Below are 12,614 nucleotides of genomic sequence, written 5' to 3'. Positions count from 1 at the left end.
AATGTATTAAAAAGGAGTGCAAACATGAACCTCATCGCTTACCTGATCATTGCCGTGGAAATCGGTTTCTGGGTGTTTATCGCCGCCGGCCTGGTCACGCGCTATCTTTTCGGAAGAAAACGGCTCGGACTGTTGCTGCTCGCCATAACGCCGGTGCTCGACCTGACGCTACTGATTGCGACAACCGTCGACATCCTTGCCAATGACGCGACCGCAACGGCCGCCCACGGCATCGCTGCCATCTATCTCGGTGTCTCCCTCACCTTCGGGAAGCGGATGATCCGGTGGGCGGATGAGCGGTTCCGCTACCACCTCATGAAAAAAGGGCCGAAACCGGTGAAACGTTACGGGTTCGACCATGCCCGGCATGAGCTGTCCGGCAGCCTTCTCCATGTGCTTGCCTGGATGCTCGGCGGGGGTTACCTGTTTTTGCTGGTTCGTCTCGCGGGGAATCCCGGGCAGACCGAAGTCCTCCTGCAGATCCTGAAGGTCTGGACGCTCGTGGCCGCCATCGACGTCGCCCTTTCCCTTTCGTATTTTATCTGGCCGAGAAAAGCCAAAGCGGACAGCTTCCGATAAGGTGCTGTCCGCTTCTGTTATATAACACCAATAGGTTTTCAGAAGGCTCTCCTAAGGGAAGAGTGGGAGAAACTGTCCGGACCCGGGCACGGGAGTGATGGAATGGATGCGTATATTTTCGGGGGATTTGCCCTCGCTTATTCGGGACTGCTAATTGGGACTGTCAGTAAACAAAGGGAATGGGCGCTCATGAGCGTCATCTTGCTCGTCATGTTGTCCCTCGTCTACGACAATGGGATTCTTGCGCTCGGCACCCTGATCGGGGAAGGCGCCCTGCTGGAAGGACTGAACGCCGCACGCTTCTGGCTCCACGCCTTCGTGACGCCGACCCTGATTTTGTTCTCGCTCGGTGCGATGAGACAAGCGGGAATCGGATGGGCCCGGCGAGGCTGGGCGGCCCTTCTTTTCTGGGCGGCTGCCATCTCCGCGGTCATCGTTGAATTCGTCACCGTCATCAATGGACTGGAATTAAAGAAAATTGAACGCTATGGCGTATTGAGCTATTCATCCGCTGAGGAAGCGTCCGGACCGCCGGCCATGATCCTCATTGTCATTGCCGCACTCCTGGTCGCCGGGATCTTCCTTGCCTGGAAAGCCGGTTCCTGGTGGATACTTGCCGGCACGATCGCCATGGCCATCGGCAGCATGTTCAATCCGGACATTCCGAGTGAAGCCGCTACGAATCTCTTTGAACTGGTCCTGATCGCCTCGCTCGCCGTGACGAAGGTGAAGCTGGAGAACAGGCCCGATACGGATTCCATGGTTCAGCAATGACCTGCAGGAACAGGCCGCACCCCTTTTCCGGATGCGGCCTTATTCCATCTGGAGCAGACAACTTATGAAGACACCAAACACTCCGGCCATTCCCTCTCCGGGTCAGGGCGGCGTTCATTTTCCCCGTCACTCTTCCAGAAGTCGGATGATTCGCTTTTCCAGCAGCAGCATGCCGCCTTCACCCGCCTGATAGTGCCGGAGGCGTCCGCCCGTATCAAAAACGTAATAAGCAGGCACATACCGGTTTCCGAATACCTCCGTCAGCTTCCTTGCACCATCGACGAATATGGGCTGAGTGATGCCGTGGGCTGCAGCGGCTTCCCGGATTTTCATCGGGTCGTTATCCTCTTTGGAACGCGGCATGTGGATCGCAATGACATTCAGCCGTCCAACATACTTGTCTCGGATTTCGCTGACATGCGGCATCGTGTCTTTGCAGAGGCCGCAACTGACGGACCAGAAATGGATCAGCGTCGGCCGTTCGCCGACAAGGTCCGTCCTTGTTTTCACACCGTTCAACCAATCAGTTGCTCCGTCGAGCTCAGGCATCGGTGTTCGAAGCTTCATCCGCTCTCTCCTTCTGTTTATAAGGTCCCCGGCGTCGGTCAGTTTGCGGCGCGCCTGCCTCCCATCTGCAGGCCCTGAAGCACGCGGAGCGTTTCATCGACGTCGCGGCCGATGTCTTCACGGAAAGCAGCCTGGTAGAGCAGGTCACCTGCCGGGCTGATGATGAAAAGGCCGCGGAGCGTGATGCCCTCCTCTTCAATGAGCATGCCGTACTCGCGCGAAACGGCAAGCTTCCGGTCGGAGGCCAGAGGGAAATTCAGCCCGCCCGGACCGTTATTTATTCGGGCGATCCCCACCCAGGCGAGGTGGGCATGCACCGTATCCGTCGAGATGCCGATCACTTCGGCATTCAGCTCCGCAAACTCAACGTGGCGGTCGGAAAAAGCAGTGAGTTCGGCCGGGCTGGACAGCGAGAAGTCCATCGGATAAAAGATCAGAACCGTCCATCTGTGTTTTCTTATATTATCCTCCAGGCTGACCGTGCCGAATTCCCTGCTCGGCAGGACAGCTTTCATCTCAAAGCGGGGTGCCGGATTACCGATCAGTCTTTTAGTCATTGCGACCTGCCCCTTTTAAGTTTATGGAAAATTCAATCTTATTAAAGAAAGAATAGCAGAACAATGGTCGATTTTCAATGGCTTACTCATCTTTCCGGCGCTCTTCAAGCTGCCGGATTTCGCCGGTCAGCTCCATGAATCGCCGGTCAAGCGCGGCATATTCCTTGTCGCCCGGCAAAAGCAGGCTGAGCTTCCCGAGAACAGCCTGACACTCCGTCTCGAGCCGCAGGTGCTCTTCCGCCAGTGTCTTTTCATCCCTGCCATGGGCAGCCCTGCTCCGCTTTTCTTCCCATTCAGCAGGTGCCATCAGCAGCTTCCGGATGGTTCCTTCCCCGAAGACCAGGATGTCGTCCGCGAGCTTCTCGGTGAAATACCGGTCGTGGGAGGCGAACAGGAGCGTACCCGGAAATGTGCCAAGTGTCCGTTCCAGCTCTTCACGGGCCGGCAGGTCGAGATGGTTGGTGGGCTCATCGAGGAGCAGGACGTCGGTGCCTTCCAGGATAAACCGCATGAGTTTCACTTTGAGCCGCTCTCCCATGCTCAACTGTGAAAGCGGGAGTGTCCAGTGCTTTGCAGTGAATCCGAGATTCGACAGGTCGGTCCGGAGCTTTCCCTGCTGTTCGTAAGTGGCGGCGGAAAAGTAGTCCCCCATGGTTGTTTCAAGCGGGAGGTCCAGCACCGACTGGCTGAGGACACCGATCGTCATTCCTTCCGTCCGCCAGATCTCTCCTTCATGCGGTTCTTCACCAAGCAGCATCCGGAAAAGCGTCGTCTTGCCCGACCCATTCGGTCCGAGGAGGGCGAGGCGTTCTCCGGACAGGACGGTAAATCGCGCGTCACGGAAAAGTGTCCGTTTTCCATATGATTTCGAGACGCCCCGGAGCTCGAATACCCGCATGCCCTTACGGCGCCCCCCTTTCACATCGAATGTGACGGAGGCCTCCTCTACGGGTTTTTCAACGCCATCCTTTTCCAGCTCGGCTTCGAGCCGTTTGCGCTTCGAGCGGATCTGGATGTCCTTTTTCTTGGCCTTGACGCGGTAGTATTCCTTGGCTCCCATCCGGCCTTCGCCCTTCTTCGCCGATTCCCGGTGTGCCTTGTCCGACCAATCCGACAGCTGCTTGAGCTGTTCACCGACCCGTGCGACTTTTTTCTGCTGCTGTTCATACCGCTTTTGGTGTGCGGCATGTTCGGCTTCTTTCTGAATCCGGTAATCCGTGTAGTTGCCCCCGTATTCGGTGAGGCTGCCATGATCCAGCTCCCATACGCGGTCCGCGACCCGGTCGATAAAATGCCGGTCGTGCGACACGATGATGAACGTCGACCGGCTTTTCCTGATCTGTCCGATCAGCCGGTCCATCGCCTCCCGGTCGAGGTGATTGGTCGGCTCATCCAGCAGCACGAGCCGGCTTTGTTTTGCAAGGGCGGCGGACAGGCGGAGCTTCATCCGCTCCCCCCCGCTCGCGGTATTGTATGCAACCTCTTCGGATAAGCGCCATCTTTTCCGTTCGGCCAACACGTCGGCGGCACCGTCCAATAGGTCAGGCGATGCCTCTTCCTGGCGGAAATAGGTGACGGACGGACGCTTCCCGTTCCAGCGCACCTGCCCCGAAGACGGCTCCCGGCTGCCCGCGATCCGCTCCATCAGCGTTGATTTTCCCGCCCCATTCGGTCCGACAAGCGCGATGACCGCGCCTTCCGGGATATCGGCCGATACCCTCTCAAAAATCGTGACATCCCCGTACATGACGGAGAGTTCCTCAAGTTGTCCAAGCAACATGCAGATTCCTCCCTGTTTCTCGGAGGGCACGCAAAAGCCCCCCGGCCTTAGTGGCCGGAGGAATCCAAAAAATGCTCATTTACACGTCGCCAAACAAGCCGCGCGCTTGCGGCTGCAGTTCTGGATGACGATGGAAAAATGGGCAGACGGATCCCGCCGACGTTCGAAAAAAGCATCCGATTCGTCCAAAGCACTCCGTCACTTGTCCATCTTCCCATTCGTCATCCCTTTCCGGCTGAAGTTGAGTCCAGATTATCATATGCCCTGCCGGCCGGCAACTATGCACAGGAAAACCCGGCACTTGTCGTGCCGGGTCCCCCTCATTGTTCAATGACGCGCTCGATCCGGTCCTCCACCATGTCGAGGCCGGTCCTGCCCGCCTGATAGTGGCGCAGCTGGCCTTCCCTGTCGAACACATAGTATGCCGGGGCAAGCTCGTTCTCGAAGGCGTCTGTAAGCTTGTACTCACTGTCGACGAATACAGGCTGTGTGAGGCCGTACTGTTCCGCCGTCTCCCGGATCTTGTCCATGTCGTTGTCCGCGCCGGTGAGCGGCATGTGGACCGCCACGACATTCAAATCGTCTTTGTACTTGTCCCGCAGCTCGTTCACTTCGGGCATCGTTTCCTTGCAGATGTTGCAGCTGACGGCCCAGAAATGGATGAGCGTCGGCTTCTCGCCGACCAGCTCGGATTTGGTCACTTCGCCGTTCAGCCATGCGGTTGCGCCGGTCAGTTCCGGCATCGGTTCATGCAGTTTCATCGGGAATCCCCTCCTGTTGCATAAGTTTCCCGGGAAATGAACCCTTGAAACAGGGTGGCTTCATATTAGGCTAACATTGCTTTGGCAACAGCCGGCTTGCCCGGCATCCGCGGCCGGTTTTCTTAACACTCACAGATGTTTTCTTAACACTCAGCCGGCTTTGCTCAACACTCGCTAATTTAAGCCGTTCTCAAACCCGTCGGCAAGGATGCTCCATCCGGCCAATCAGGTTCCTAGTCTTTCCCCAGCGCCCTTCCCGCCTGACGCCCGGAGAACAGGCAGCCGCCGAGAAAGGTGCCTTCAAGTGAGCGATAGCCGTGGACGCCGCCTCCGCCAAAGCCGGCCGCCTCGCCTGCGGCGTAAAGGCCCGGCACCGGTTCACCGTCCGCACCCAGCACCTGTCCCGACAGGTTTGTCTGCAGGCCGCCGAGTGTTTTCCGGCTGACGATGTTCAGCCTGACGGCGATCAGCGGACCGGCTGCGGGATCGAGAACGCGGTGCGGAGGCGCGACGCGGACAAGCTTGTCGCCCATGGATGCCCGTGCGCTCCGGATTGCCATCACCTGAAGATCCTTCGCAAACTTGTTGTCGATCTCGCGGTCGCGCGCACGGATCTGCCGCTCCATCTCTTCAAGGAAGATGCGCTCCTCGCCGACCAGGTCGTTCATGCCGTCGACCAGCTCCGGAAGCGTCCGGGCGACGACAAAGTCCTCTCCGCGCTTCATGAACTTCTCGACAGGTTCCGGCGCGCCCGGCAGCACGCGCGAGAGGATCATCCGGATGCTTTTTCCGGTCAGGTCCGGGTTCTGTTCGGAGCCGGACAGGGCGAATTCCTTTTCGATCATCTTTTTCGTCAGGACAAACCAGGAATAGTCGTACCCGCTTTTTCCGATCGCTTCAAGCGTCGAGAGCGTATCAAAACCCGGGAAGTTCGGCGCGCCGAATCGCTGGCCTTCCGCGTCAAACCAGAGCGGGGAAGGCCCCGGTAAAATCCGGATCCCGTGGTGAGGCCATACCGGGTCATAGTTTCGGATGCCTTCCGTGTAATGCCACATCCGGTCGCGATTGACGAGCCGCCCTCCGGCCTGTTCCGCCGCTCCGAGCAATTGCCCGTCGACATAGGCGGGCACGCCCGACAGCATGCGCCCAGGAGGCCCGCCTAGCCGCTCCGGCCAGTTTTTTCGGACCAGCTCATGGTTGCCGCCGATGCCGCCGCTTGTCATGAGCACCGCCCCCGCCCGCACTTCGAAAAGCCGCTCCACCTGGCGTGACGTTTTTTCGCCGCGATGCCGGTCGTCCTCCACAAGTTTCTCCCCCCGAACGCCCGTCACGGCACCGTTTTCCGTGACAAAATCCGTCACCCGGTGGCGCGGCAGGTAATGGACGTGCCCGTCACGGATTCCCTGCCGTACGCGCTCCGCAAACGGCTTGACGATCCCCGGACCCGTTCCCCAGACGATATGGAAACGCGGGACGGAGTTTCCATGCCCATCAGCAAGGCTCCCGCCGCGCTCCGCCCAGCCGACGACCGGGAAGAACCGGACGCCGAGCGACCGGAGCCATGCCCGCTTCCCACCAGCGGCAAAATCGACATACGCCTTCGCCCACTGGTAGCCCCACTCATCTTCGTCGCTCATCCGATCAAACCCCGCCGTCCCGAGCCAGTCCTGCCACGCCAGTTCATGGGAATCTTTGATGCCCATCCGGCGCTGTTCCGGCGAGTCCACGAGAAACAGCCCGCCAAACGACCACCACGCCTGGCCTCCGATATTCGACGCCGGCTCCTGGTCGAGGAGCAGCACCTTCTTTCCCGCATCGGCAAGTTCAGCCGTCGCCACAAGACCCGCCAACCCATGGCCGACCGTGATTACGTCGTAATCCATCCATACCACGCCCCTCCCGATTGTGTCTCTCATTATATTAAATGAATGTTCCGATAACTTACAGTGGAACGAAATCTGCACAGACTAGACCGTCAGTCATCCAAAAGGTTCTGACAGATAGTGTTCAGCCGACGAAGTCTTTTACATGCAGGATAAATAAAGCCCGGAAAACCGTTTCAAACAGCATCCCGGGCAGTTGCAGCTTTACGTCCAATGAGAGTTCCGGTCGCGCAGACGCCATGGAAACTTTCCGTCTTCTAACCGGTTTGCTTCCGCTCCCGCCGGCGGGTCAGGTACCAGGCATTGATTCCGGCGGAAACCGGTATTACCAAGGCGATGCCGATACCCGCGCAAAAAATCGTCAGCATCTCTCCCCCGAATACTTTGGCGTTCACCATCTGGCCGACCGAGTAGTTCAGGTCCCGGAACCAGAGGATCAGTGCCATATACCCGCCGATAAAAGCAAAAAACAGGGTGTTGGTATCAGAACCGAGGATGTCCCTGCCGATCGTCATGCCGGAACGGAACAGGTCCTCCCGGCTGATGTCCGGGTCATGAATAATCAGCTCGCGCATCGGCGATGAAATCGCGATGGCGACATCCGTGATTGCTCCGATCGTGCTGATTATGATCATGGAAACAGCAATCTGCACAAAATCAATGCCGATATGCAGGGAGAACATACTGATTTCACCGATTTCCTCCTCGCCGAAGCCTTGGATCATCGACTGATTGGCGATCCAGTCTATCAAAAACAGCAGAAGGCAGATGGTAATGATTGTGGATGCGAATGCCATGATCGTTTTGCTGTTCACCCGGTTGATGAAAAACAGGTTGATTGAGCTGATTGCCGTACAGGCCAGCAAGGTTACTGCAATCGGGTTGACGCTCGGGGCCATGATAAACATCAGCGCGATCAGAAACACGATAAAATTGAAGAACAGCGAGATAAAGGACCTGACCCCCTTTTTACCGCCGACCCAAACCATCAATCCGAACAGAATTGCCGCAAGCAAAATGATTGCATTCATGATTCAGCCCTCTTTTTCCTCACAAAGAACATTGAAATATACAGACCGATCGGGATAGTCAGCACAATCCCGATTCCACCTGACAGCGCGCGTGCCAGTTCCAGCGACAGGTTGATCGACAGTGTGTACCCGAACGGGGACGCATTTTTAAAGTATAGGATTAGCATGGGGATGGAGCCGCTGATGTAGGCAAAGAACAGAATGCTCGTCATGGTGCCCATGATGTCCCGCCCGATATCCATTCCCGATGTCCTGAGGGCATCCATAGAAATTCGCGGATTTTTTTCCCACAGTTCAAACACGGACGCTGACATCGTGATGGCTACGTCCATCACCGCTCCAAGTGACCCGATAAACAGTCCGGCCAGAAAGACCGTCTCATACGGGCGCGTCAAAAACTGAAGCTCCTCGTAATGCAGCCCGTTTCCGTCCGTCAGCCGGATCACAAGCAGGGTGACGGACAGGGAAGCAGCGGTTCCAAGCAACGTGGATAAAATGGCCGCGTATGTTTTTTCATTGAAGCCGTTGAGAAACAGGAGGGACAATATCGTGAACAGGACCGCAAGCCCCGCGGCGATCAGCAGCAGGTTCACCCCGGTCCGGACGTAAAGCTCGACGGCAAGAACCAGGATGGCCATATTGATGGCCAGGCTGAGGACGGCAAACAGGCCTTTCTTTTTTCCGACAACCGTGAGCACAAACAGAAACAGCCAGAATGCGCCCATCATATAATAGTCCCGCTTCACGTCCTCAATGTCACCTGCCAGGACGTGACTGTCCTCAGCCTGTCCGGCGATATAGACAAACAATTCATCCCCTGCCCTGTGCTCCTGGTCAAAAGCTTTTGATAGGGAATAGGTATTCTCCAGGTGAATTTGCTCCCCTTTGTAAGGCCCGTTTTTCAGCTCTGCGATCATCCGCTGGGTAAACAGCCGATCGGAGTTTCCGTTCGTGTCGGTCACTTCTTCGGATTTTCCGGGCTCCACCCGGATCACTTTGGCGATCGGGGTGTCGTAAAAAGCGTGATTATTGAACACGAACACCATGGAACCGGCACAAAGGAGAATCAGGACGCCGTACAGGATGAGTGTTTGTCTTCGGATACGGATGGACGTGCCGCTTAACCACTTCAATTGGAAACACCTCCCGGTGAAAATCCGGTTTTCTATATCACCGACTTTCTCACTTTCTATCCGACATATCAATCATATTCCTCCGGCCGGAACACGACACACCCGCAAACCTGATCGGAGAGAACCAACCAGAAAAAGCTGCACTCCATTTAGGAGTGCAGCTAAAGACATTTACTTCGTATCGGAGTGTCGTCTGCCGATCCCGGCCCTTAACCATTTCGCAGTCACCGTGCCGGCATCCAGCATCTCTTCCGGGGTTCCCTCGAAGAGGATTTCACCGCCCCGCTTTCCCCCGCCCGGGCCCATTTCGATGACCCAGTCGCTCGCGGCGATAAAGCCCAGATTGTGTTCGATGATGATGACGGAGTTTCCCCGGTCCACAAGTTTCCGAAAGACTTCAAGAAGCTTTTCATCGTCCTCGGCATGCAGCCCCAGGGACGGTTCGTCCAGCAGGTAGATCTGGCCTTCTTTCCGCAATTGGCTGGCAAGCTTCAGGCGCTGGGCTTCTCCGCCGCTCAAAGAACTGGTCGTCTGCCCCAAGGTCAGGTACCCCAGGCCGACATCCCTTAGCGTATGCACCCTGTTCAGGATCTTTGGCCGGTTAAATTCATCCGCAGCCTCATCGATCGTCAGTTCCAGAATTTCGATGATGTTTTTGCCTTCGTACCGATAGGACAGAGCCTCATCCGAGTACCGCGTTCCGCCGCAAGCCTCACATGGAATCGTCACCGGATCCGCAAATGCCACTTCCGGCGTCAGGACGCCCTTCCCTTTACAGACCGGGCAGGCACCCAGGGAGTTGAAACTGAACAGTCCCGCCGGCCGTCCCGTCGCTTTTGCAAAGGCGGCCCGGATGTCGTCCATGATTCCCATGTACGTTGCCATCGTCGAGCGGCTGGAGACCCCGATCCCTCCCTGCCCCACCGTGATGGATTCAGGATGCCTTTCCTTGAACGCCTCCAGGATCAGGGAGCTTTTGCCTGAACCCGATACGCCGCACACCGAAACGAGCACCCCTTTGGGGATCTCCACATTTACGTCTTTTAAATTATTGTCAGTTGCTCCCTTCACCGTAAAATAACCTTTGCGGTTCCTCGGGGTATGATTGATTTCCAGCTTTTGTTCCAGGGCTTTCGCGGTCGGGGTATTGCTTAAGCCTTCCAACGGTCCCTGGAAGACAACGTTGCCCCCGCTTACGCCTGCTCCCGGACCCATCTCAACGATTTCATCCGCCGCCCTGGCCACCGACAGATCGTGTTCGATGACGATCACTGTATTATGCTGGTCTTTGATCGTTTTCAGCATCCCGATCAGCAAGTGCACTTCCTCGGGATGAAGCCCCGCGCTGGGTTCGTCGAAAATGTAGGTCAGGTTGTTCAGGCTGTTTCCCAGGTGACGGGCAATTTTCACCCTCTGGGCTTCACCTCCGGAGAGGGTGCCCATTTTCCTGGACAAGCTCAAGTAGCCCAACCCCATGCCGATCAACTGCTTTACACCGGGGATCACCTGCTTGGCGATGGATTCTCCCATAGGATCCCGGATGTTCGACAGCTCTTCCAGCAGCTCCGAAAGCTCCAGCCAATCATATTCCGCGATGTTCAGGCCGTTGATTCTGCTTTCGAGCACATCCGGGTTCAGGCCGGAACCTTGGCAGGTCGGACACCGGGTATGAGCAGACACCGCCAATACATCGGCCCGGGAAACTTGTTTGAGCTTGGAGATGTCCCGATTTATATAGACCCGCGTGAATCTCGGCAGTAACCCGTCCCACTCCGCGTTTTGCGGTCCGTTTTTTGTGTGGAACGGCGCATAGGCACGTTCCCCTTCCCGGGGGCCATACAGCAGAAGGCGCCGGTCTTCTTCCGAATAGTCCCGGATGGGTTTGTCCGGATCAAACAGCCCGCAGGTCATCATCCAATGCCCCTGCCAGCCGGAAGGCGACAATGGCTTGAACCTGACAGCATGCTCCCTGAGCGACTTGTCGAAATCGACCAGTTTGTTGGCGTCCGGCGTGATCACTTGCCCGAAACCGCCGCATTCCGGACACCTTCCGAATGTACTCTGGCTGGAAAAATCATTGGCGGTTCCGATCGCCGGCTGCCCGATTCTCGAGAACAGCAGCCGGACCAGCGGATCGATGTCCATATACGTGCCGACCGTGGAACGGGAATTGCCTCCTGCCGGCCTCTGCTCCACGACAATCACCGGGCTTAAGTTCTGCATCAGATCGGCCTGGGGCCTTTCGTATCTCGGCATCTGATATCTGACGTAAGCCGGATAGTTCAACGTCATTTGCCTTCTGCTCTCGGTTGCGAGGGTATCAAAGACGACCGAGCTCTTGCCCGAGCCGGACAGGCCGGTGAACACAATGATTTTTTCTTTCGGCAGATTCAGGCTGATGTTCTTCAGATTGTTTTCTTTGAGTCCTCTTAGGATGATCTCGTCTTTTTCTCGTGACATTTCCTGATCCTTTCTGCCGGTATGCGGATAAATGACGAAACCGTCCCGGAATCGGCCTTTATTTGCGCATCAATACGCCGTCCGGCTGTGGCAGTTCATCCGCGGTGATCTGATTCATTTTGCAGAAATGATCGAAGAACTGCTGTGCCATTGCCTGTTCTTCCGCGTTACTTTTTGAAACGATATCCTGTAATATCTGGGCCATCACCGTATTATCGAAATAACGGTATTTGCCGGTATTCCACGTTGTCTTGCCGGGGGATCTCTCGTTCACATAATAGTTCCAGAACAGCATGTCGGCCGATTCCTGTTCGGTAAGCCGGATTTTGTACACTGAATGTGCAGGAATCATTCCGTCCTCGCACAGCCTGCCGGTGAATTCCTCATTGACCATATACATCCCGATGATCTGTCTGGACTGTTCAGGCATGCCCGGGTCTCTTGCAGTCAGAAGGACCGCGCTGTTTTGGTGAAGACGGACGGGTTTGTTCGGCTTCCCCTTATTTTCCCCGCTTTTGATTTCACCAGAAAACACCTTCCACTCTGTGAAAACCTGTTCCAGTTCTTCCGGTTCACACCAAGAAACCATTTGAGATTGCGGATGCAGCTTCTGATTTTTCATCAGACCTTCCAGCTCTGTACGAAGTTCATGCTTTTTCCGCTGAAGCTCTTTTTTCTTTTCTGCTGTGGATTCTCTGGCTTGCCGTTCACTTTCTTTTTGTTTAATGATCTGCTTAAGCGAACGAGCGGCCTCTTGGTCTTTCAGGACCAAATGCTCTCCGAAAACGTCCGGGAAAATAAACCGTTTATTTTCTTCGCCAAATGCGATTTCAACCCTCGAGTCACTCATATGGACAATGTTGCCCGTTCCAAAACGCCGATGCGTCACTTTCTGATCGATCAGATTCATCATTCTTTTCTCCCTCCGTAAAAGATAAGTTGCACAACTGTTTTTACTTCGGTACAAAAAAAGAATATAAAAAAACGCATTCTTTCTAATCCGCGGACCAAAGAGCGGAATATGGAATACGTGACGGAAAAACAATTGTACAATTATTGTAACATTTTTTCGAAAATAACACAAACTTA

Annotated in this window: 11 protein-coding genes; 2 read left to right on the top strand and 9 right to left on the bottom strand. The window is 55.8% G+C overall.

The window, feature by feature from the left end; translation table 11 throughout:
- Window positions 1-24: 24 nt before the first annotated feature.
- Both BLT01_RS00570 and BLT01_RS00565 read left to right on the top strand, forming a co-directional pair.
- A complete protein-coding gene (locus BLT01_RS00570) occupies window positions 25-579 on the top strand; it encodes a hypothetical protein (RefSeq protein WP_092093032.1) in 555 nt (184 codons plus the stop codon).
- Between the two features lie 102 nt (window positions 580-681).
- Window positions 682-1,353: a phospholipid phosphatase gene (locus BLT01_RS00565; RefSeq protein WP_092093027.1), complete on the top strand. Its 672-nt coding sequence runs from the start codon at window positions 682-684 to the stop codon at window positions 1,351-1,353.
- 126 nt (window positions 1,354-1,479) lie between these two features.
- On the opposite strand, the gene BLT01_RS00560 is transcribed toward BLT01_RS00565, so the two are convergent.
- The 9 genes from BLT01_RS00560 to BLT01_RS00520 form a co-directional block, all read right to left on the bottom strand.
- Window positions 1,480-1,920, bottom strand: a complete 441-nt coding sequence (locus BLT01_RS00560) for a TlpA family protein disulfide reductase (RefSeq protein ID WP_092093023.1) — start codon at window positions 1,918-1,920, stop codon at window positions 1,480-1,482.
- A 38-nt stretch (window positions 1,921-1,958) separates the two neighbouring features.
- Complete coding sequence (locus BLT01_RS00555) at window positions 1,959-2,477, bottom strand: peroxiredoxin (RefSeq protein WP_092093020.1); 519 nt, start codon at window positions 2,475-2,477, stop codon at window positions 1,959-1,961.
- A gap of 82 nt (window positions 2,478-2,559) precedes the next feature.
- A complete protein-coding gene (gene abc-f, locus BLT01_RS00550; protein WP_092093016.1) occupies window positions 2,560-4,257 on the bottom strand; it encodes a ribosomal protection-like ABC-F family protein in 1,698 nt (565 codons plus the stop codon).
- 320 nt (window positions 4,258-4,577) lie between these two features.
- Window positions 4,578-5,018 (bottom strand): TlpA family protein disulfide reductase, encoded by a 441-nt coding sequence (locus BLT01_RS00545; protein WP_092093013.1) that lies wholly within the window; start codon window positions 5,016-5,018, stop codon window positions 4,578-4,580.
- A gap of 233 nt (window positions 5,019-5,251) precedes the next feature.
- A complete protein-coding gene (locus BLT01_RS00540) occupies window positions 5,252-6,901 on the bottom strand; it encodes an FAD-binding dehydrogenase (RefSeq protein WP_092093009.1) in 1,650 nt (549 codons plus the stop codon).
- Between the two features lie 257 nt (window positions 6,902-7,158).
- On the bottom strand, window positions 7,159-7,932 hold the full coding sequence (locus BLT01_RS00535; RefSeq protein ID WP_092093004.1) for a YibE/F family protein: 774 nt from the start codon (window positions 7,930-7,932) through the stop codon (window positions 7,159-7,161).
- Window positions 7,929-9,065, bottom strand: coding sequence for a YibE/F family protein (locus BLT01_RS00530; protein WP_245696827.1), 1,137 nt, complete (start codon window positions 9,063-9,065; stop codon window positions 7,929-7,931). Before BLT01_RS00530 ends, BLT01_RS00535 begins: the two co-directional genes overlap by 4 nt.
- 171 nt (window positions 9,066-9,236) lie before the next feature.
- On the bottom strand, window positions 9,237-11,525 hold the full coding sequence (locus BLT01_RS00525) for an ATP-binding cassette domain-containing protein (RefSeq protein WP_092093000.1): 2,289 nt from the start codon (window positions 11,523-11,525) through the stop codon (window positions 9,237-9,239).
- 58 nt (window positions 11,526-11,583) lie between these two features.
- Window positions 11,584-12,435, bottom strand: a complete 852-nt coding sequence (locus tag BLT01_RS00520; protein WP_092093902.1) for a malate synthase — start codon at window positions 12,433-12,435, stop codon at window positions 11,584-11,586.
- Between the last annotated feature and the right edge of the window lie 179 nt (window positions 12,436-12,614).

Source organism: Bhargavaea beijingensis, assembly GCF_900101985.1.
GTDB lineage: Bacteria > Bacillota > Bacilli > Bacillales_A > Planococcaceae > Bhargavaea > Bhargavaea beijingensis.
Note: the sequence above shows the minus strand (reverse complement) of the source record. Positions and strands in the feature narration are given on the sequence as shown.

What these genes read in the sequence shown, in the direction of transcription:
- BLT01_RS00525 (WP_092093000.1), bottom strand. Translation starts at nt 11,525, where the DNA reads ATGTCACGAGAAAAAGACGAGATCATCCTAAGAGGACTCAAAGAAAAC.
- BLT01_RS00535 (WP_092093004.1), bottom strand. Translation starts at nt 7,932, where the DNA reads ATGAATGCAATCATTTTGCTTGCGGCAATTCTGTTCGGATTGATGGTT.
- abc-f (WP_092093016.1), bottom strand. Translation starts at nt 4,257, where the DNA reads ATGTTGCTTGGACAACTTGAGGAACTCTCCGTCATGTACGGGGATGTC.
- BLT01_RS00520 (WP_092093902.1), bottom strand. Translation starts at nt 12,435, where the DNA reads ATGAATCTGATCGATCAGAAAGTGACGCATCGGCGTTTTGGAACGGGC.
- BLT01_RS00565 (WP_092093027.1), top strand. Translation starts at nt 682, where the DNA reads ATGGATGCGTATATTTTCGGGGGATTTGCCCTCGCTTATTCGGGACTG.
- BLT01_RS00545 (WP_092093013.1), bottom strand. Translation starts at nt 5,018, where the DNA reads ATGAAACTGCATGAACCGATGCCGGAACTGACCGGCGCAACCGCATGG.
- BLT01_RS00555 (WP_092093020.1), bottom strand. Translation starts at nt 2,477, where the DNA reads ATGACTAAAAGACTGATCGGTAATCCGGCACCCCGCTTTGAGATGAAA.
- BLT01_RS00540 (WP_092093009.1), bottom strand. Translation starts at nt 6,901, where the DNA reads ATGGATTACGACGTAATCACGGTCGGCCATGGGTTGGCGGGTCTTGTG.
- BLT01_RS00560 (WP_092093023.1), bottom strand. Translation starts at nt 1,920, where the DNA reads ATGAAGCTTCGAACACCGATGCCTGAGCTCGACGGAGCAACTGATTGG.
- BLT01_RS00570 (WP_092093032.1), top strand. Translation starts at nt 25, where the DNA reads ATGAACCTCATCGCTTACCTGATCATTGCCGTGGAAATCGGTTTCTGG.